The following is an 18,631-nucleotide window of genomic DNA, read 5'->3' on the forward strand; positions in this document are numbered from 1 at the left end:
GGCAGAACTTCCCCTGACGCGTCGGGCCCCCGTTGCGGGGCACCGCCGCAGGGTAGAACCCGCCCTCCGCAGTCCGGCTCGGCCCCCACCCGCGGAGCCGCCCCTACTCCCCCTCGAACGGCCACCCGTGGGCCGCGAGCATCGCGCGGATGCGCTCGATCTCCTCCGGCTTGGGCTCGTCCTCCGTGGCGCGCTGGATGGCGGCACGGGCGTCCGCCTCGGAGGGCGCCACCCCCTGCTCGCGGGCGTCGTGGGCGAGCTGGTCCGCGATCGCGGCCATGTCCTCATCATTGAGCTGCGGGCGCAGCACGGCGAGCACGGGCAGGTAGTCCTGCGCGGGTACCCCGTTGGGGTAGTCGGCGCGCAGCCAGTTCATCACCCGGGCCACGTAGCCCGGCTGCCGGGGTGGTTCGTCCTGGCTCGCGCCCACCAGGGGCCACCCGGCGCGCGCGAGGTCCGCGGCGACGTCGCCCAGCTGTTCCACGGAGGCCGCGGCGGGCCCCAGGAGGTCTCCCGCCGGGATGCCCAGGGTCTCGAGCAGCCGCTCGGTGCGGTAGGGGCCCACCGTGCGGGCCAGCAGCTCCGCGAGCGCCACGTGCTGCTCCGGGGGAACACCGTGGGGGTAGGCGGCGCGAATGTGGTCGAGTGCCGCATCGAAGGTCATCATCCGAACACCGAGATCCCTAGGTAGTGGTCCAAGCTCTTCCGGGTGATCCACAGGACCCCGATCACCACGGCGGCGAGCACGATGGCAAAGCACAGCACGGCGCCCGCGAGCGCCACGGCGTTCCTGCGCGCCGTGCCGTCCGGGCCCGGCGGCAGGGTGGCGCGGCTCCACAGGGCGATGCCCACCGTGAACAGCGCGGGCAGTCCGGCGCCGAAGCAGAGCCCGGCCAGCAGCACGGCGAGGGCAGATTCCGCCATCTGGGCGATCATGAGCGAGCCACCTCCTGGGTGTCGGCCCGGTCCGGGTCACCGGGGGCCACGGAGTGGGTGTTCTCGTCCCACTCGGCATTGACGTTGTGCCGGTCCACCTTCTGGTGCCGGGAGCGCAGGAAGATCACCGCGGACGCCGCCGCCAAGAGCAGGAAGATCACCACGGCTCCCGGCAACCCGCCCACGGCCCGGGCGATGATGAAGCACACCGCACCCACCACGGCCGCGGCGGGGAGGGTGAGCAGCCAGCCCACCACCATGCGCCCGGCCACGCCCCAGCGCACCCGTGCCCCGGGCTTGCCGACGCCCGAACCGAGGATGGATCCGGTGGCCACGTGCGTCGTCGACAGCGCCATGCCGAAGTGGCTGGAGGTGAGGATGATCGCGGCCGAGGAAGCCTCCGCGGCCATGCCCTGCGGCGGTTCGATCTCCACGAGTCCCTTGCCCAGGGTGCGGATCACGCGCCAGCCGCCCAGGTAGGTGCCGAGCGCGATGGCCACGGCGCACGTGACAATGATCCACGGCGGCAGCCCGTTGTCCTCGATTCCCTGGACGCTCAGGTTCCCGTGGGCGATCAGCGCGAGGGCAATCACGCCCATGGTCTTCTGCGCGTCACCCGTGCCGTGCGCGAGAGACACCATCGACGCTGTTCCCACCTGTCCCCAGCGGAAGCCGCGGTCCTTGTGACGGTTCGAGGCGGCGCGGCTGATGAGGTAGACGAGCGTCGTTCCCGCCGCGGCCACGCACCCAGCGATGAACGGGGCGAGGGCGGCGGGGACGAGGATTTTCTGGACCACACCGGACCAGTTGACCCCGGCGACGCCGAGCGAGGCCAGGCCGGCGCCGATCAGCCCGCCGAACAGCGCGTGCGACGAGCTGGAGGGCAGACCGAACAGCCAGGTGGCCAGGTTCCAGAGGATGCCGCCGATGAGTCCGGAGAAGATCAGCACCAGCGCGAGAGTGGGGTCCAGGCCGTGAACCAGTCCGCCGTCCGAGGTCTGGATGAGCAGGACGTCCTTGGTCACCGTGGTGGCCACCTCCACGGAGAGGAACGCCCCCACCAGGTTCAACACCGCGGACAGTGCAACCGCCGTCCTGGGTGAGAGCGCACCGGTGGCGATGGATGTTGCCATGGCGTTGCCGGTGTCGTGGAATCCGTTGGTGAAGTCGAAAGCCAGTGCGGTCACGACCACCAGGCCCAGGATCACCAGTTCAACTGTCATGCCTCCAGGATGACGCCCCCCGTCCCGCGCACCAAAACCGCCCCCGGGACGGCACTGGGACAGCACCGGGGTGCATGCGTCCGGCACGATCCGCCGCAGGGAAAAATCGCCCAGCGCGTCTGAGACCGGGCCCATAATGCGTTCATGACCTCTGACCCCCACCGTGATCCGGACCCCGGCGAGACCTGGCACGAACGCTCCCCGGCCACGGGAACCGGCGAGCTGCCCATCCTCAGCCCGCGCCCGGATCCGCAGACCCACCGGGGCTACGCCCACGGCACGGATCCGCGGCGGTGGCGGATCCTGGCCGTGCTGCTCGTGGCCATCTTCATGTCCCTGGTGGCCGTGAGCATCATCAACGTGGGGCTGCCCTCCATCCAGGAGGGACTGGGCGCCTCCGAGTCCCAGCTGCAGTGGATCCTCTCCGGCTACGCGCTGACCTTCGGTGTGGTCCTGGTGGCGGGCGGCCGCGCCGGGGACGTGTTCGGGCGTGGGTTCCTGTGGATGCTCGGGGTGGCCATCTTCACGCTGTCCTCGATCGCCGCGGGCCTGGCACCGGATCCCACCATGCTGATCGTGGCCCGCTTCGTGCAGGGTGTGGGCTCTGGGCTGCTCAACCCGCAGGGCGTGGCCATGATCCAGCAGTACTTCAAGGGCGCAGAGCGCGGGAAGGCGTTCGGAATGCTGGGCAGCGCTGTGGGTGTCTCCGTGGCCATCGGCCCCGTCCTGGGAGGTCTGCTGATCCAGACGGGCGGCGCGGCCGAGGGCTGGCGGTGGCTGTTCATGGTGAACGTCCCCGTGGGCGTCGTCGCGCTCGTGCTCGCGTTCCTCTGGTTCCCCCGCCCGCTGCTGCGCGGGCCCGAGGGCACCACCATCCGCCACGCCCTGCGGGAGATGGACCCCACGGGTGCGGTGCTCCTGGGCATCGCGCTGCTCGCCACCCTGCTCCCGTTCATCGAGGCCGGCTCCCCCGGCACGAGCCCGTGGGTGTGGGCCCTGCTCGCGGTCGCCGCCATGTTCCTGGCCCTGTGGATCGCGTGGGAGAAGCACTTCAAGGCCTCTGGGCACCAGCCCATGGTGGACCTGGACATCTTCAGGGTCAGCAGTTTCCTCAACGGCACCCTGCTGATCTCGCTGTATTTCCTGGGCATTACGAGCGTGTGGGTGCTTGTCACCCTCTACATGCAGAAGGGGCTCGGCCACACCGCGCTGGCCGCCGGTTGCGTGGGCCTGCTCAATGCCTTCGCGAGCGCGGTGGCCTCCAACCTGGCCGGCAGCCGCGTGAACCGGATGGGCCGCAAGATCGTGGTGCTCGGCATGCTCAGCGTGGTCGTGGGCCTGCTGCTGAGCATGGCGGTGATCCTGCTGCACGACTCTTGGCACATCAGCGAGTGGTGGCTCGTGCTCACCCTGGGCTTCGTGGGTTTCGGCCAGGGCGCCGTGGTGAGCCCCAACCAGACACTCACGCTCGCGGAGGTGCCACTCGAGTACGCGGGCAGCGCCGGTGGCGTGATGCAGACCGGCCAGCGCGTGGGCACCGCCGTGGGCATCGCCATGATCACCGCGGTGGCGTACGGAGTGATCGCCGGCCAGGGCTGGTCCGTGGGCATCGCGGCGGGACTGGGCGTTGTGGTGCTCGTGGTGCTCCTCGCCCTGGCCGTGGCCCTGCGGGACATGCGCCACCGCGCCCGGCAGGACTCTCGCGCCTGAGTCACGGCGCGCACACCACGACACCTCCGGAGCGCTCGCCCCCCCGGTGGGCCCACGCTCCGCACTGTTCCGGTGGTACGACGACGCCGCCGCGCCCTCCCTGCCTCGGCCCCCGGCGGGCGGGGTCCATGGAACGTAGAGGTGGCGCGGCGGTGTCGTGAGCGGGGGCTCTGAGTGGGTCAGCCCTTCTTGAGGGTGATCTGCCAGCTGGCGTCGCCCTTCTCCACGAAGTCGGTGACCTCGTGGCCGTCCGTGGCCGCCCACTGCGGAATGGCCTCGGTGGCCTGGGTGCAGTCGAAGTCGATCACCAGGTGCTCACCGGTCTGAAGGGTCTGCATGACATCCTTGGCCTCGATCAACGGGAACGGGCACACGGCACCGAGCGAGTCCAGGGCATAGTAGCCGTCCCCCAGGCCTGTGAGCTTCTTCGATGGTGCACCTGCCGGGTCCTTGACCATGAGCGCGGCGGGTGCCGCGGCGAAGCCCGAGATCACGTTCGCACCCGAGGTGCGGGGAGCCCCCGCGGTGGGAGCGGCGTCGATCGAGTTGTCGTCCGGTGCGGTGGCGCCCACCGTGTGGTCCAGGCTCTGAGCAGTGGAGTAGGTGCCGTCTTCGCCGGTGGCGGGCTGCGTAACGGTGGGCTTGAGCCAGATCCTGGTGGCCACGGCCACGCCGAGGGCGATGAACAGCAGCGCGACCCAGCCCTGGAACGTGAACAGGCTGGTCTGGACCATGCCGTTGCCCACTGTGCAGCCACCGGCCAGGGCCGCACCCACACCCATGAGCAGACCGCCCGCGATGGAGCGCACCGTGGTGGTGGCGTCCGGCACGCGCACGCGGAACTCACCCGTGGACTTGGCGGCGATGAACGAGCCCACCAGGATGCCGAGCACGAGCATCACACCCCAGTCCAGCTTCCCGTCCGCTCCGGTGACCAGGAAGTTCAGCAGGTTGGCGGTGGGGGTGGTGATGCCCAGACCGTCGTTGCGGCCGGTCGCGGCGGACAGCGGCCACGCGATGACGCCGATCAGACCCACGAGCGCGCCGGCAGTGTAGACGTGCAGGGGCTTCTTCCATGCGGGACGGCCGTTCAGCCGTGCGGGCTTCACGGTGTTCTTCTCGCGGTTGAGGAAGTGGCGCACCATCACACCGGTGACCGCTGCCAGGACGATCACGAACAGCCACGGGGAGACGCCCAGGGCACTGGGGATGGTGGTGAGCCCGGTGTCCCACTGCTTCATGCCGGAGTTGAAGCCCTCGAGCACGCCGGTCTTCATGGCGGACGCGGACAGCGCGTACATGGCCAGCGCGATCCACGAGCCCACGAGGCCCTCGCCGGAGCGGTACCACGTGCCGGAGGCGCACCCGCCGGCCAGGATGATGCCGATGCCGAACATGAATCCGCCCACGATGACCGCGAGGGGCGCGAAGGAGGGGTAGTTGGGGGAGATGACGCCGGCGGAGGTCAGGGCGGTGAGACCGATGGCGTGCACGGAGATCACCACGAGCAGCGCGGCGAAGGTCCGCCACGACTTCTGCAGGAAGATGTCCCGCAGCATGCCGGTGACGCAGAAGCGGCCGCGCTGCAAGACGATGCCCAGCAGCGCGCCGATGACAAGTCCGGTGAGGATCATAGGTGAGTACCAGTTTCCCGCGCACCGGGAAGAGGGCGCGTTCGGAAGAAGGGAGGAGGAGATGAGGGATCGAAAAAGACTCCGTATACTCAACTCCTCACCGGGGGCAACGTCCAGGTTGTCGTCACAAAGTGTCACACTTCCTGGAAACGCCCCAAAGTACCTACTCGTGAGGTATTAGCGACATTGCGTCACGTTGCCCGGCGCGATACCGCCCGCAGCGCCCCGACGGCACCCTCCCCCGCCCGACTCACGGACATGGGCACCTGCCCGAAGACCTCCCGCGGGATCGGGGTCCGGCACAGCTGCGCGGTCCGCTCCGCGTCCCAGTCCACGAGCACGAACCACTCATCGCCCTCCCGCACGACTTCCCGCACGGCGCCCGTGGCGCACAGCTCCTGCCGCTGGGACAGGTAGGCCCAGATGGTGTCCCCCGCCGTCATGGTTCGGTAGCCCGTGCGCAGGCACCACCGATCCGCGGGCTGCGAGCGCCCGATCGCCTCCCACACCGCCGTGGCGTCCTCGCGGGTGCGCCAGTCGGCGGGCATGTGCGGCCCGTGAGCGGCCGGGTTGATGGGAAGCAACCAGTGGGTCTCCGCGGTCATTCACGCGCCTCGCGATTCGGTCGTGGCGTTCGACGACGCGTCCTGCCCGGTCCCGGCGTCACACTCGGCGGCATCGCCGGAGGCTCGCCCGGCGTCGGCGTCGCGCTCCTCCGGCGACGACGCTCCCAGCAGCGCGTCGTACCCCTCCCGGAAGGTGGGGTAGCGCCACCGGGATCGAGGAACCAGGGAGTGCACGAGCGCCCCGTCGATGATCTTGCCGAGCGGCCCCTCTCCCGCGGGTGAGTTGTCCGGGGGCACCTCGACACCCAGCCGCGCCGCGAGGTGCGTGACGACGTCACCCAGCTGAGCGGCGTCATGATCCACGGCGTGCAGCAACCGCGGCGGCTCGGGAGCGTCGAGCACGGTGGAGAGGACCGTGACGAGATCGTCCCGGTGGATCCTGTTGGTCACGCGCCGGTGGGTGACAGGCGTGGCCGTGCGGACCCGCTCGATCAGGGACGTGCGGCCGGGCCCGTAGATTCCCGCGGGGCGCACGATGACCAGGTCCGGGAAGAGATCGGCAGCGAGCTCCTCCGCGGCGAGCAACACGTGGGCGGTGGCGCGCTGAGGGTCGGGCGGGGTGGCCTCGGTGACGACCTCACCGTCGGTGCCGCTCAGGACGCCCGTGGAGGACACGAGCACCACGCGCGGCGCGGCGTCGGACGGCAGGGCCAGGTGCAACCCGCGCAGCGCACCCAGGTAGGTGCGTTCGTAGGCGGTCGCGTCGCGGCCGTCGGCGGTGAGGGTGACCACCACGGCGTCGGCCACGGGAAGGACGGCCTCCCCCGGGTCGGTGAGGTCCAGAGAGACCGGCTCGAGGGGCTCGGGCAGCGCGTCCGCGCGGCGCCGCACGCCCACCGCGCGCACTCCGCGTTCGGCGAGGCGCAATCCCAGGGCGGTCCCCACGTCCCCGCAGCCGGCCAGGAGCACTGTTGCAGCGGAATCATTCATGGCACCAGCCTGTCATGTCCGCGCGACGGCGCGTGGCCCGGCTCGGTAAGGGAAAGGAACGGTGCCATGACCGGGCAGAACCCGATCCATCACCCCCCTTATTATTTGGCCCCCCGGCATCTACGGTGGAGGTACCCAGCCCTGCTTCACCGCCACTTGCTCAGCAGAGCAGAACGGAGATCACACCATGATCATGAAGACCCTGCACGACGCCGGTATCCGCTCCGAGTACGCCTACACCGCAGGCATGGGCTCGATCGCCCTGTCCTTCGTGTCGTGGGGAATCTCGCGTCTCAAGAGCGACGACTCCAAGGCCCAGTCGGACCGCTGGGGCATCTTCGTGGGCCACTGGGCGCCCACCTTCATGAGCGTGGGCCTGGCTCTCGCCCAGTACGAGCAGACCCTCGAGAACAAGAAGAAGTAGCCACCGACCCCCAGCCACTCGGCGCAGAAGAACCGCCCCGCACCTTCGTGGTGCGGGGCGGTTCGCCTGTCAGCGGCTGCCCGGTGCGGTGCTCAGTGCCCGTAGCCCTGGGACTGCTCCTCCGTGCCGGCCTGCTCCTCGAAGAACTCCTGCTGCTCCTGGGTGTTCGCCTGCTCGGCGGCCTTCTGGCGCTGCTCGTCGGTGTCCACCTGGCTGACCGACTCGGTGTTCTCGTCCTGTGGGTTCTTGCCCATGGCTGCGCTCCTTCGCGGTTGCGTGGTGCGCCGCCCCGAGCTCCGCGGCCCGGACGACGGCGCCGTGCCCCGAGCATCCTCACCTCACCGGGTCGTGTCAATGGGGCGATGCCGCCCGTTCGTCACGAGGCGTCCGAGAGCGCGCGCTGCACCCACGCCGTCACGGGCCCAGGGGCCCACGCACCCACACCGTGGATCTCCCCCACGGGTCGGGCACCCCGCAGGGCGTTGGTCACGAACACCTCCGACGCCCCAGCGATGTCCGTGAGAGCGATGTCTTGTTCACGGACCTCGTACCCGGCGGCCCGAAGGATCGGGAGCACCCGGGCGCGCATCACCCCGGGCAGGATCCGGCCGTCAACGGGCGGGGTGGTGACCACACCACCGCGCACCACGAACACATTTGCACGCCCGGTCTCCAGCACCGTGCCACCCTGGTCCATCAGAAGCGGGTCACACACCGGGGACCACGGACCGGGTGTCGTGTTCAGGGCGCGGCGGTCCGCCCACTTGTGGCGGCCCCACCCGCCGGGCACCACCACCGGGTGCAGCACCCACGGATCCACGGGAGGGGCCGCGCCGGGAGGGTTCAGCGGGGCGTGGGTCATCTCGAGACACAGACTCCCAGCGTCCGGAACTGCCGTGACCCGCAGCCGGTGCGGGCCATCCAATCCGGCAGCACGCTGGAGGACCTGCTCCGCGAGCGCGCCCGGCAGCTCATGGGAGAAGCACGCCCGCACGCTGCTCCCGAGCCTTGCCAGGTGCTCCACCAGCTGCTCGGGGCGCCCCTCGCGGACGAGCATCGTGGTGAAGACCCCCAGGGAGGGGTCGGGGGTCGAGCGGATCACGGGCGCGTCCCGCAGCGAGGCTGCCGCGCGCGACAGTGCCCCACCGCCTCCCACGCACGCCGGGGTCGCCACCTCCGAGGACTCCGCGTGCTCACGCCACTCCCGGGACAGCTCGGGCCCGAAGCGGGCGCCGACCGCATCCAGCAGCGGGGCGGCCTTCACGAGGGTCTCGAACGCCTCCCCGTCCGGGTCCGAGTCAGCAACGATCCCGCCGCCCACACCCAGGCGCACCGTGGCGCCCGAGAACTCGAAGGTACGGATGGCCACGTTCATGGCCAGCCCCGCCACGGGACTCGCGTACCCGATCCCACCGGTGTAGACGCCTCGTGCGGTGGTTTCCAGGGCGTTGATGATCTCGGTGGCTCTGACCTTCGGCGCCCCCGTGCACGAACCGGGCGGGAACGTGGAGCGCAGGAGGGCGGCGTCGTCGAGCCCGGGGCGCAGCGTGCCGTGGACATCCGCGACCAGGTGGTGGACGCCCGTGTGCGGCTCCACGCGCGGCACGGCGGGGCTCAGGACGGAGCCGGGGACGCACACGCGGGAGAGGTCGTTGCGCATGAGGTCCACGATCATCACGTTCTCGGCGCGGTTCTTGGCGGAGGCGTGCAGCTCGCGGGGGTCCGAGTCCGCGGGCGCGGTGCCCTTGATCGGGGACGTGAGCACGGCGGTGCCCGTCCGACGCAGGTAGAGCTCGGGCGAGAAGCTGGCCACCGCGCCGCCCGGCACGCGCAAGAACCCGGCGAAACGCGGCCGCAGCCGCTCGTACCCGGTGCAGAACAGGTCCAGTGGGTCACCGTCGAATGCCGCTGTGAGCTCTCGGCAGATGTTCGCCTGGAAGATGTCCCCGTCCCGGATGTGCGCCAGCGCGCGCCGCGCCGCCTTGGCGTGGGCCGCGCCGGTCACGGCGGCCTCGAACGGCCCGCACCGGTACGAGCGCGGCGCGGGCGCCCCGGACGAGGACGCCGGGCCGGCCCCGAGCGCCCGCTCCACCGCCGCGATCGTCTCAGCCACCCGGGCAGGGTCCGCACCGGGCAGGGACTCACAGAACCAGCGCTCCGCCGCGCTGTCGTGCACCAGGACGTGGTCGTAGCGCGCCAGGTGGTGCTCCGGCAGACCGCCCGAGTGCGGAGGTGCGGGCGGGAGCGACTCCAGGCGACGTGAGAGCTGGTACCCCAGATAGCCGAGCCACCCGCCGCCGAAGCGGGCGGGATCGGCGGCGGGTGGCTCGGCGCAGGGGCGAGCCAGAACGCAGAGATCGTGCCGGTTCCCGCCCGTGCTGGGCGGGGCGGCACGCGCCACGGCGGGAGGATCGTCGTCGTCCGCGGAACCCAGAGCGGCGAACGGGTCCTCGTCCGCACCGAGCACGCGCGCGGGCCGGATACCGATCACCGCGTCCCCGTGCATCCAGTCCCCGAGCAGCGCCGCGAGACCGGGTTCAGCATGCAGCGCGCGCAGCATCTGCACGGGTCTCACGCGATGCGGCAGAGGGTGTCGGGGCACGGTTTCCTCTCGTGGGGCGTCGGGGAGCAGCTCGGACGCGGCCATGATATGGAGAGGAACCGCCACGCAGAGCAGCGGAGCGGTTCCTCGACGACGGTCACAGTGCCGCGCAGCCACGCGGCGAGGACGTCACTCAGATCTTGACGACCATCTTGCCCTTGTTCGCGCCCTTCATCATGTCCAGGAACGCGTCCACGGCGTGGTCGATGCCCTCCACCACGGTCTCATCGTGGGCGACCTTGCCGGAGGTGAACCACTCACCCATCCGCTGGCGGTACTCCTGGGCGACGTCAGTGTGGTCACCCATGGTGAAGCCCTCCAGCATGAGGGAGTTCTTGATGATGTTGCCCATGTTGTCCGGGCCGCAGGGGCGCTCGGTGGAGTTGTACTGGCTGATCGCGCCGCACACGGCCACACGGCCGTGACGGTTGAGCACGTCCAGAGCCGCCTCCAGGTGGTCGCCGCCCACGTTGTCGTAGTACACGTCCACGCCATCCTCACCCACAGCATCGGCCAGCTGCTCACGGATGGGGGCATCCTTGTAGTTGAGCACCTTGTCGAAGCCGTACTTCTCGGTGAGCATCCGGGCCTTCTCATCCGAGCCGGCGGAACCGATCACGTAGGAGGCGCCCAGCAGCTTGGCGATCTGACCCGCGGTGGAGCCCACGGCGCCGGCGGCACCGGAAACGAATACGCGGTCCCCCTCCTTCAGCCCGGCGATGCGGGTGAGCCCGGTGTACGCAGTCATCCCTGTCATGCCCAGCACGCCCAGGTACACGGACAGCTCGGCGTTGGGCAGCTCCTCAACCTTGGTGAACTCCTTGGCAGATCCCTGGGCGAGGTCGCGCCAGCCGTACTGGTGCAGCACGGGGGTGCCCTCGGGGAGATCCTCGGAGCGGGACTCGACCACGCGGCCGATGGCGCCGCCGGTCATGGTCTCGTTCAGGGCGAACGGCGGGACGTAGCTCTTTTCGTCCCGCATGCGCCCGCGCATGTACGGGTCCACGGACATGAACTCGTTGCGCACGCGCACCTCTCCGTCCTGCAGCTCCGGCAGGTCCACGGTGACGGTGCGGAAGTTCTCGTGCTCGGGCCACCCCTCGGGGCGGGAGACGAGCTGAATTTGGGTGCTGGTGGAATCGGTAGTAGCCATGTCGCCATGGTGGCATGCACAAACGTTTGCCACAGCAAGGATTCGCGCCCAGCGGACGCTACCCCCGGTTGCTCGTCACATGGGGCAGCCCAGGAGTAATTTACGCACCCCACGGTGATCGCCGACGCCGCACGGACCGGCTCCCGGGGGCGCCCCGCGCGCGGCTCAGCCCTGACGAGCCTTCATGCGCCGATTCTTCCTGTTGATCACATCGGTCTTGCCCCGGCGGCGGACCACCTGCGAGCCGGGGATCTGCTTGAGGGAGCGGAGCGAGGTGCGAACCTTCACGGAACCTCATGGTTGCGAACAATTATCATTCAGGAGAGCATCACGGAGCATCGGTAGCCACAGCCCGCTGCACCGGTTCGCTCCGCTGGGTCGCCAGGGGGAGATTCAGCGTGACGGTGGTGCCTTCCCCCTCCACCGACTCCAGGGCCACGGACCCCCCGTGCTGCTCCACGATGGTGCGCATGATCACGAGCCCCAGTCCCGTTCCGGGCACCTGCTGGGCCGTGGCGTTGGAGGCCCGGGTGAAGCTCGTGAAGAGGGACCCCACCTCTTTCTCGGGAATACCCATCCCGGTGTCCGTGCACGTCAGGCGGACTCCCGTGCCATCGGGCGTGCCTTCCAGCGTCAGCGAGACGGCACCGTGGGGCGGGGTGAACTTGATGGCGTTACCCACCACGTTGGTGACGGCCCGCTCCAGACGGTCCCGGTCCCCGAACACGGGCCACGAACCGTCCGTGTCCACGTGGACGGTCACCTCGCCCGCCGCGGCCTGGGGAACGAGATTGGTGACCACCCCGGACACGCACTCTGCGAGGTCCATCACACGGTGGCGCGCCGAGCGGTTCTCCTGGTCCTGGTCCAGCTTGTTGATCAGCAGCAGGTCCTCGATCAGCAGCCGCAGCCGTTCCGTGTTGCGCCGCACCACTTCCAGCACGCGGGCCTGTTCCGGGCCGACACTGCCGAAGTCCCCGTCCTGGAGCATCTCCACATAGCCGCTGATGGACGTGAGCGGGGTTCGCAGCTCGTGGTTGGTGGTGGAGACGAACACGGATTTCTGGCGGTTGAGCTCCGTGAGCTGCTCCAGGGTGCGCTCCCGCTGCTCCACCACGTCCCGGGCCTCGCGGGTGAAGGCGTTGAAGGACGCGGCGAGATCCACCACCTCCAGAGCGCCGTGGGAGGTTTCCGCGACGGCGTCGTGATCGCCCGCGCGCTGCCTCGCCACCGTGCACTGCAGCGCGAGCAGCGGCGCCCCGAGGGCGCGGTCCGCGCGGCCCAGGGCGAGGAACGCCACCGCGATCGACAGCATCGCGGCAGTCACCACGGCGGCCGCGGCCAGGGTCATGGACCGGTTCAGATCCGCTCTGCGCTGCTCCCGCAGGCGGGAGGCGTCCGCCCGGACGTCCTCCAGTGTACCGAGGGCCCGGTCCATGGCGGATGTCGTAGTGGGCAGGTCCAGAGATTTCCGCGGGGTGTCCCTCCCTGGTTCCCGAGTGAGGCCGAGCCACGTGTCCACGGACTCGTTCAAGGACCGCAGCTGCGGCAGCCGCCCGGCCGCCACCTCACCCAGGACGTCCTGGGCTGCAGTGAGGTCCGCAGTGGCCTCAGCGTACTCCCGCGCGAAAGCCTGGTCTCCGCTGACCGAGTAGCCCCGCGCGGCCGTCTGGGCGCGCAGCAGCGTGGCCTCCACCTGGTGCGTGGCATCCATCAGGGGTGTGATGGTGGTGCGCGTGGCGGTCACGTTCAGCTGCACCGTGTGCAGTCCCCACAGTGCGGTGGCGCCGGTGAAGAGCAGTGCGAGGCACAACAGGGCGAGCACGTGCAGGAGGATGGCGCGCACCCCGCGGTGGCGGACACCGTCCCGCACGCGGGTCACTGCCGGGAAGCGGGCGCTCATCCGTCCACCTCCGTGAAACCCGAACGGGTCATGGTGCCCCACTGCTGGCGGCGCCCCAGCAGGGAGGCCACCCAGCCCTCCATGCGCCACCACGCCGTGAGCTGGCGGTAGCCCAGGTTCTCCAGGACCACCGCGCCCAGCGTGATGCCCAGGTCCCGCCAGCGGGGGTACTTGTGGTAGCTCAGCTCCTCGATCGTCACGGCCGCGAGGGTCACGATGATCGCGTACGCGTAGGCCACGAGCATGAACAACAGGAAGTACTGCCAGGACACGAGTCCCAGCGCGAAGCCCAGGGCGATCAGTACCAGCCCGGCGAGTTCCAGCAGCGGGGCGATCAGCTCGAAGAGCCAGTAGTACGGAACCGCCACGAGACCCAGCCGGCCGTAGCGGGGGTTGAACAGCATGTCCCGGTAGGCCCACAGGGTCTCCCACAGACCCCGGTGCCAGCGCGCCCGCTGCCGCCGCAGCACGGGCAGGGTGCTGGGGACCTCCGTCCAGCAGATGGGCTCCGTGAGAAAGGTGACGCGGTAGGGCCGGCGCTGCCTGCGGAGGGTCCGGTGCAGACGCATCACCAGTTCGAAGTCCTCACCGATGCTCGAGGCGTCCAGGCCTCCCACCGCCACGAGAGCATCCCGGCGGAAGACACCGAACGCGCCGCTGATGAGTAGCAGCGCGTTGATCCGGGACCAGCCTGCGCGTCCCAGGTGGAAGGCTCGCAGGTACTCCATCACCTGGATGTCCGCGAGCGGCGTGCCCGGCATGCGCACCTCCAAGACACGGCCGCCCTTCACGCGGCACCCGTTGACGGCGCGGATCACTCCCCCGGCGGCGACCGTGGAGATCGGGTCCTCGATGAAGGGCCGGGACACCGTCAGCAGCGCCCCGGGGTCCAGGATGGAGTCCGAGTCCACGAACAGCACCAGGTCCTCGCGGGCCAGGTTGATGCCCACGTTGATGGAGTCGGAGCGGCCCGAGTTGCGCTTGTGCACCACGGTCAGTCGGGTCCGCCCGTCCCGTGGGACGTGAATGCTGGCCGGTGCCTCCCGCACCGGAACGTCCTCGGGCATCTGCCGGGACACCGGCACCAGGTCGAAGGCCCGGCGCAGCACCTCGAAACCATTGTCGGTGCTGCCGTCGTCCACCACGATCACCTCGTGGCGCGGGTGCTGCAGCGACAGGAAGGACTCCACGGCCACGCGGATGCCGACCTCCTCGTTGTGCATGGGTGCCACCACGCTGATGCCGGGCATGGTGCGGGAGTGCATGAGCTCCTCCCGCCCCGCGAACGGGATCCGGCGGCGGTAGGCCACGAAGTCCACCGCCGCCAGGACGATCATCACCAGGTAGGACGTGTTGATCAGCAGGAAGTAGATCAGCACCGGCACCGCAATGAACGCCAGGATCCCGGCCACAGCGCCGCGCAGCAGCTCAAGCCACTCCACGGCCGGCTCCTCTCATGGCGCTCAGCTGCAGCGCGTAGTGGGCGGGGTGCACGGCAGGGGTGTCCCCGTCCAGGGCGCCCAGCAGCCGCTCCCGCCCGGCAGGGCCCAGTTCGGTGAGAGCCACCGCGGCCCGCTCCGCCAACCGGGGCCGGGTGTCCTCGACCAAGGGGCCCAGGGCCGCCACGGAGGAGGGCAGACCCAGCCGTTCGAGGGACTCCACGGCGGCGAGCGCCACGCTCTCGTCCCGGTGGCGGGCGAGCTCGGACAGGACGGCGAGGTCCTGCGCTCCCCCCACCCATCCCAGGGCGCCGACGAAGGCGGTGAGGGCCCGGGGGTCGGTCTCCTGTGCCAGGCGCTCACGCACGACGGGAGCGGCACCTGGCACGGGGCGCACTCCGATCACAGTTGCCGCCACGTGGCGCACCGCCGGGTCCGGGTGCAGGGTGGCCTCCTCGATCACGGGTGCCGCTGCGTCGTCGAAGGCGCACAGGGACTCCACGGCCACCCAGCTGGGCAGTCCGCGGGGACGACGCCGCGGCGCCACCGCGCGCAGCACGGCGCGGGCCGCGGAGCCGTCGCCGAGCAGCGCCAGGGCACGGGCGGCGGCAACCACCACGTCCGCGGAACGGTCCTGGAGCAGGGGCAGGAGCCGGGGCGCGGACTCGCGAGCGCGCATCAGCCCGAGGGTCCAGGCGGCGTGGGCACGGCGCACCGCGCTGTGGGAGGAGAGCCCCGCGATGGCCCACTCGGCGCGTCCGTGGGCGTCGAGCACCCGGGCCAGAGCACGGGCGGGCTCCCCCCTGACCTTGGAGAGCATCGCGGAGACGGCGCGGTCCACCACCGGTACGCGGCGCCGGGGCACCGCGGTCAGGCGGCGCAGGGCGGAGGCGTCGTCGTCCTCACCGGACGCGACCTCGAGCATTGCGGGGCGCAACTCACCGAGCAGCTGCGCGTCCCGGCGTTCACGCCACTGCCGGCCTGCACGCGTTCCCAGGACGGTCGCGAGGAGCAGTGCCGCGGCCCACACCAGAACCCACAGCACCCAGGACAGCAGCTGCGCGGAGACCACCGTGGGGGTCGCCACTGCGGGTCATCGCCCCCGGCCGAGGAGGCTGTTCACACGGTGCAGCAGCTCACGGGGGCTGAAGGGCTTGGTGACGTACTCGTCCGCACCGGTGTTGTACCCGTCGTCCACGTCCGCGTCCCTGGCCCGGGCGGTCAGCAGGACCACTTTGAGGTGTTTCAGAGCCTCGGTGGCACGGATCTGGCGCAGCACGTCCAGTCCGCTGAGACCGGGCATCATGACGTCCAGCACCACGACGTCTGGGATGCCGTCCTCCAGCGCGCTCAGCGCAGCGGTGCCATCCTCCACCGCCCGGACCTCGTATCCCGCCTGCTGCAGTTTGAAGACCACGAGGTCGCGAATGTCGGGGTCGTCGTCCGCAACGAGGACGGACGGGTGTTCAGGGCTCACGAGGGCGCTCCGTGTGTCTGGGGGGATGGACACGCTCCGAATCCGCGGCAGCGGAGGAGATGAAGCCAAGAGTATTCGAAAACATGCAGGTTGGCGGGAGATGACGCTTGGTGCGGTGAAATCAGCCGCGGGGCTTCATCTCCTTCTCCACGACCCACTTGTGGTTGGTCATGGTCATGCCGTCCGCCTCGTAGTCCACCATGTAGACCGTCTGGGTGGTTGAGGAGGCAACGGTGCCCGTGGCGCCCTTCATGCCGGGCATGTGGTCCGCCTCGATGGTGACCTCGGTCCCGTCCGCGAGGCGCTCGGAACCGGCACCCTGGAGTTCCTCCTGGACGACCCACTTGTGGTTGGTGACCTCGGGTCCGCCGTCCGTGGGGGTGTAGTTCACGGCGTAGGCCACGGTCTTGTAAGCGCCCACCACAGTGGCCGGGGCGCCCTTCATGCCCTCCATGTGGTCGGCGGTCAGCGTGACCTGCGTGCCCACCGGGTAGGTGGGCTTCTCCGCGGCGGTGATGCCCTCCGGGGCGGGGCCACCGTCCATGGCGTGCATGTGCTCGTGCCCGCCCTGGCTCGCACTGGGCGTGCCACTCGCGGAGGACGACGTCGCCTGGCTCGTCGCGCTGGAGGTCGCGCTGGTCTCGTGGCCCTCGTGGGCGGACTGGTCCGCGGAATCGGAACCGGCGGAGCAGGCGGTGGCGGTCACCAGGATGGCGAGACCGGCGAGGGTGAGGGGAAGTCGACGCATGGGAAAGGATCCTTTCTGCGGGCCCGCCCGGGTTGCTGGACCCCGGTACGGGCGGGTTTCTGGTGGGAGTGCGCGGTGGCAGCGGGGCCCCGCTGCACTGGTTCCCTACAAGAGGGTACCGAGGGACGCGACGAAGCCGCCCAGCATGAACGCGCTGATGCCGTACGCCAGGGGGCGGTTGTCCATGGGGCCGCCGCCGGAGGCGTGGTGGGTGATGGCGTGGCCCTTGCCGCGGCGCAGCAGGGCCTTGTTCACCGGGTATGCCGCGAAGTACGCGATCACGAGGGACAGGGCCATGGAACCCCAGAACAGGGCGTCCAGCAGGCCGGCGTCCATGGCGCCGGGGACCAGCCACATGACGAGGTTGTCCACGACCTCCATGGTGAGGATGGAGACGGTGTCCGTGGCGGTGCTGGTGACGTTGCCCCACCCGAACACGGTGGCCAGGATCAGGCCGAGGATCTCGCCGATGGAGCAGCCGGTGAGGCAGTGGAGGGTGGCGCTGGCGGCCATGTCGGACATGTCGTGGCCTGCGTGGTTGGAGGGGGTGTGGTCGTGCAGTCGTGGCCCGAGAGGGAGTCCGAGTGATCGGTGGGGTGGGTGGTGGCGGGCGTGTTCATGCCATCGACTATATACCCTGGGGGGGTATTATTGATATGGATTTCTTTACATGCATTGATCGGGTGCTGGCACAGCCATCTCTACACTGGACAGGTCGCAGTCGGTTGCATGAACCTATTCATACCTCAAGGCGGTTTCACATGACATCCCCTGATGCTCGCCCCACCGAAGTTCCCACGTGGCCGGAGCTCCTGAGGCCCGTTTTATCGGTCATGACATCCGGGGAAAACCTGCACCGCAAGGACATATTTGATCGCGCCGCCGAAGCCGCCGGATTGAGCGACTCCGCCAAGAGTGAACAGCTGAACACGGGCAGCCTCCGATATGAACAGCGCATGCAGTGGGTGTTGAGCCATTTATCCCGCGCAAACCTGGTGGATCGCCCTGCGCGGGGGTACTACCGGCTCAATGATGCGGGACGGGCATGGACCAAGGAACATCCGAGAGGCATGACATTCAGAGAGGCCAACCAATACTTCAAGCCGTTCTGGAGCCCGGAGGTCTCGAAGCAGCCGAACAGCACGACAACGCCAAAGGTGGCAGAGCTAGAACCCCTTGAAAAAATCGACGAAGGGATTAATCAGCTTACGGCCGAGACAGCGGAAGATCTCTTGGAACGCCTGCGCGGCACCCACCCCGATTTCTTTGAGGAGGCGGTTGTGCAGGTGCTTCTGAAAATGGGGTACGGCGGGGCGGACAAACGAGGGCGCCGCATTGGCGGGTCTGGAGACGGGGGTGTAGACGGGGTCATCGACCAGGACCCCCTGGGCCTCGATCAGATTTACATCCAGGCCAAGCGCTACGCAGAGAAGAACACCGTAGGCCGGGAGGCAATTCAGGCCTTCGTGGGCGCACTTCATGGCAAGGGCGCAACGAAGGGCATCTTTATCACCACAAGCACATTTACTGCGGGCGCGAAAGACTACGCCGCAGTAGTCCCCTCTCGCCCCGTCCTCATCGATGGCGAGCGCCTGGTGGCCTTGATGCTCAAGTACCGGGTGGGAGTGCAGGTGAGGCAGACCTTTGATGTCTTAGCCGTAGACGAGGATTTCTTCGAATAGCGATCCCCGCACATCCGCCGCCGCTGAGATGCAGCTCACGCCCGGCCTCCCGAACCTTTACTCACCGTAATAGGGGCTCTTCGCAGTTGAGGGGGTGGGTGGTTGAGCGCGTTGATGCCGGGGTAGGGGTCGAGGTCTCCCGAT

The 18,631-nt window shown here is 69.5% G+C and carries 19 protein-coding genes; 3 read left to right on the top strand and 16 right to left on the bottom strand.

Annotated features, from left to right (window positions below):
- Window positions 1–103: 103 nt before the first annotated feature.
- Genes RF650_RS08615 through RF650_RS08625 form a run of 3 tightly spaced genes read right to left on the bottom strand, consistent with a single transcriptional unit; the run spans window position 104 to window position 2,159 of the window.
- Window positions 104–667, bottom strand: coding sequence for a DUF3349 domain-containing protein (locus tag RF650_RS08615; RefSeq protein ID WP_368814671.1), 564 nt, complete (start codon window positions 665–667; stop codon window positions 104–106).
- Window positions 664–936, bottom strand: coding sequence for a hypothetical protein (locus tag RF650_RS08620; protein ID WP_367403870.1), 273 nt, complete (start codon window positions 934–936; stop codon window positions 664–666). The genes RF650_RS08615 and RF650_RS08620 overlap by 4 nt, the downstream gene beginning before the upstream one ends.
- Window positions 933–2,159, bottom strand: coding sequence for an inorganic phosphate transporter (locus RF650_RS08625; protein WP_239321498.1), 1,227 nt, complete (start codon window positions 2,157–2,159; stop codon window positions 933–935). The genes RF650_RS08620 and RF650_RS08625 overlap by 4 nt, the downstream gene beginning before the upstream one ends.
- Before the next feature lie 144 nt (window positions 2,160–2,303).
- Between RF650_RS08625 and RF650_RS08630 the strand changes: the two genes are divergently transcribed.
- Complete coding sequence (locus RF650_RS08630) at window positions 2,304–3,869, top strand: MFS transporter (protein WP_368814672.1); 1,566 nt, start codon at window positions 2,304–2,306, stop codon at window positions 3,867–3,869.
- A 179-nt stretch (window positions 3,870–4,048) separates the two neighbouring features.
- On the opposite strand, the gene RF650_RS08635 is transcribed toward RF650_RS08630, so the two are convergent.
- From RF650_RS08635 to RF650_RS08645, 3 genes are all read right to left on the bottom strand, one after another.
- Entirely contained in the window at window positions 4,049–5,503 is a 1,455-nt protein-coding gene (locus tag RF650_RS08635; RefSeq protein ID WP_368814673.1) for a YeeE/YedE thiosulfate transporter family protein, read from the bottom strand.
- Window positions 5,504–5,694: 191 nt separating this feature from the next.
- Window positions 5,695–6,108: a hypothetical protein gene (locus tag RF650_RS08640; protein ID WP_368814674.1), complete on the bottom strand. Its 414-nt coding sequence runs from the start codon at window positions 6,106–6,108 to the stop codon at window positions 5,695–5,697.
- Window positions 6,109–7,059 carry an NAD-dependent epimerase/dehydratase family protein gene (locus RF650_RS08645; RefSeq protein WP_313361627.1) on the bottom strand — a complete coding sequence of 317 codons (951 nt, stop codon included), beginning with the start codon at window positions 7,057–7,059 and terminating at the stop codon, window positions 6,109–6,111.
- 187 nt (window positions 7,060–7,246) lie between these two features.
- Here RF650_RS08645 and RF650_RS08650 point away from each other — a divergent pair, with 187 nt between their 5' ends.
- On the top strand, window positions 7,247–7,483 hold the full coding sequence (locus tag RF650_RS08650; protein ID WP_055085169.1) for a hypothetical protein: 237 nt from the start codon (window positions 7,247–7,249) through the stop codon (window positions 7,481–7,483).
- A gap of 92 nt (window positions 7,484–7,575) precedes the next feature.
- Here RF650_RS08650 and RF650_RS08655 read toward each other — a convergent pair whose 3' ends face one another.
- The 10 genes from RF650_RS08655 to RF650_RS08700 all read right to left on the bottom strand — a co-directional run bounded on the left by RF650_RS08655 (window position 7,576) and on the right by RF650_RS08700 (window position 17,318).
- Window positions 7,576–7,737, bottom strand: coding sequence for a hypothetical protein (locus tag RF650_RS08655; RefSeq protein WP_164497787.1), 162 nt, complete (start codon window positions 7,735–7,737; stop codon window positions 7,576–7,578).
- Window positions 7,738–7,859: 122 nt separating this feature from the next.
- Entirely contained in the window at window positions 7,860–10,085 is a 2,226-nt protein-coding gene (locus tag RF650_RS08660; protein ID WP_368814675.1) for a chorismate-binding protein, read from the bottom strand.
- Between the two features lie 133 nt (window positions 10,086–10,218).
- Window positions 10,219–11,238 (bottom strand): NADP-dependent oxidoreductase, encoded by a 1,020-nt coding sequence (locus tag RF650_RS08665; RefSeq protein WP_368814676.1) that lies wholly within the window; start codon window positions 11,236–11,238, stop codon window positions 10,219–10,221.
- A 165-nt stretch (window positions 11,239–11,403) separates the two neighbouring features.
- Window positions 11,404–11,526, bottom strand: coding sequence for a ribosomal protein bL36 (locus RF650_RS08670; RefSeq protein ID WP_144932824.1), 123 nt, complete (start codon window positions 11,524–11,526; stop codon window positions 11,404–11,406).
- 40 nt (window positions 11,527–11,566) lie between these two features.
- Window positions 11,567–13,141, bottom strand: a complete 1,575-nt coding sequence (locus tag RF650_RS08675; protein ID WP_368814677.1) for an ATP-binding protein — start codon at window positions 13,139–13,141, stop codon at window positions 11,567–11,569.
- Window positions 13,138–14,583, bottom strand: coding sequence for a glycosyltransferase (locus RF650_RS08680; protein WP_368814678.1), 1,446 nt, complete (start codon window positions 14,581–14,583; stop codon window positions 13,138–13,140). Before RF650_RS08680 ends, RF650_RS08675 begins: the two co-directional genes overlap by 4 nt.
- Window positions 14,570–15,667, bottom strand: coding sequence for a HEAT repeat domain-containing protein (locus RF650_RS08685; RefSeq protein ID WP_368814679.1), 1,098 nt, complete (start codon window positions 15,665–15,667; stop codon window positions 14,570–14,572). The genes RF650_RS08680 and RF650_RS08685 overlap by 14 nt, the downstream gene beginning before the upstream one ends.
- A gap of 6 nt (window positions 15,668–15,673) precedes the next feature.
- The gene (locus tag RF650_RS08690; protein WP_098055578.1) at window positions 15,674–16,057 is read right to left on the bottom strand and encodes a response regulator transcription factor; all 384 of its coding nucleotides are present in this window, start codon (window positions 16,055–16,057) and stop codon (window positions 15,674–15,676) included.
- Window positions 16,058–16,178: 121 nt separating this feature from the next.
- On the bottom strand, window positions 16,179–16,805 hold the full coding sequence (locus RF650_RS08695) for a YdhK family protein (protein ID WP_131333809.1): 627 nt from the start codon (window positions 16,803–16,805) through the stop codon (window positions 16,179–16,181).
- 105 nt (window positions 16,806–16,910) lie between these two features.
- Window positions 16,911–17,318 carry a DUF4396 domain-containing protein gene (locus tag RF650_RS08700; RefSeq protein ID WP_242670529.1) on the bottom strand — a complete coding sequence of 136 codons (408 nt, stop codon included), beginning with the start codon at window positions 17,316–17,318 and terminating at the stop codon, window positions 16,911–16,913.
- A 248-nt stretch (window positions 17,319–17,566) separates the two neighbouring features.
- Between RF650_RS08700 and RF650_RS08705 the strand changes: the two genes are divergently transcribed.
- Window positions 17,567–18,487 carry a restriction endonuclease gene (locus RF650_RS08705; RefSeq protein ID WP_144997626.1) on the top strand — a complete coding sequence of 307 codons (921 nt, stop codon included), beginning with the start codon at window positions 17,567–17,569 and terminating at the stop codon, window positions 18,485–18,487.
- Window positions 18,488–18,631 lie beyond the last annotated feature (144 nt).

It is taken from the genome of Kocuria sp. CPCC 205297 (genome assembly GCF_040981035.1).
Taxonomy (GTDB): Bacteria; Actinomycetota; Actinomycetes; order Actinomycetales; family Micrococcaceae; genus Kocuria; species Kocuria marina.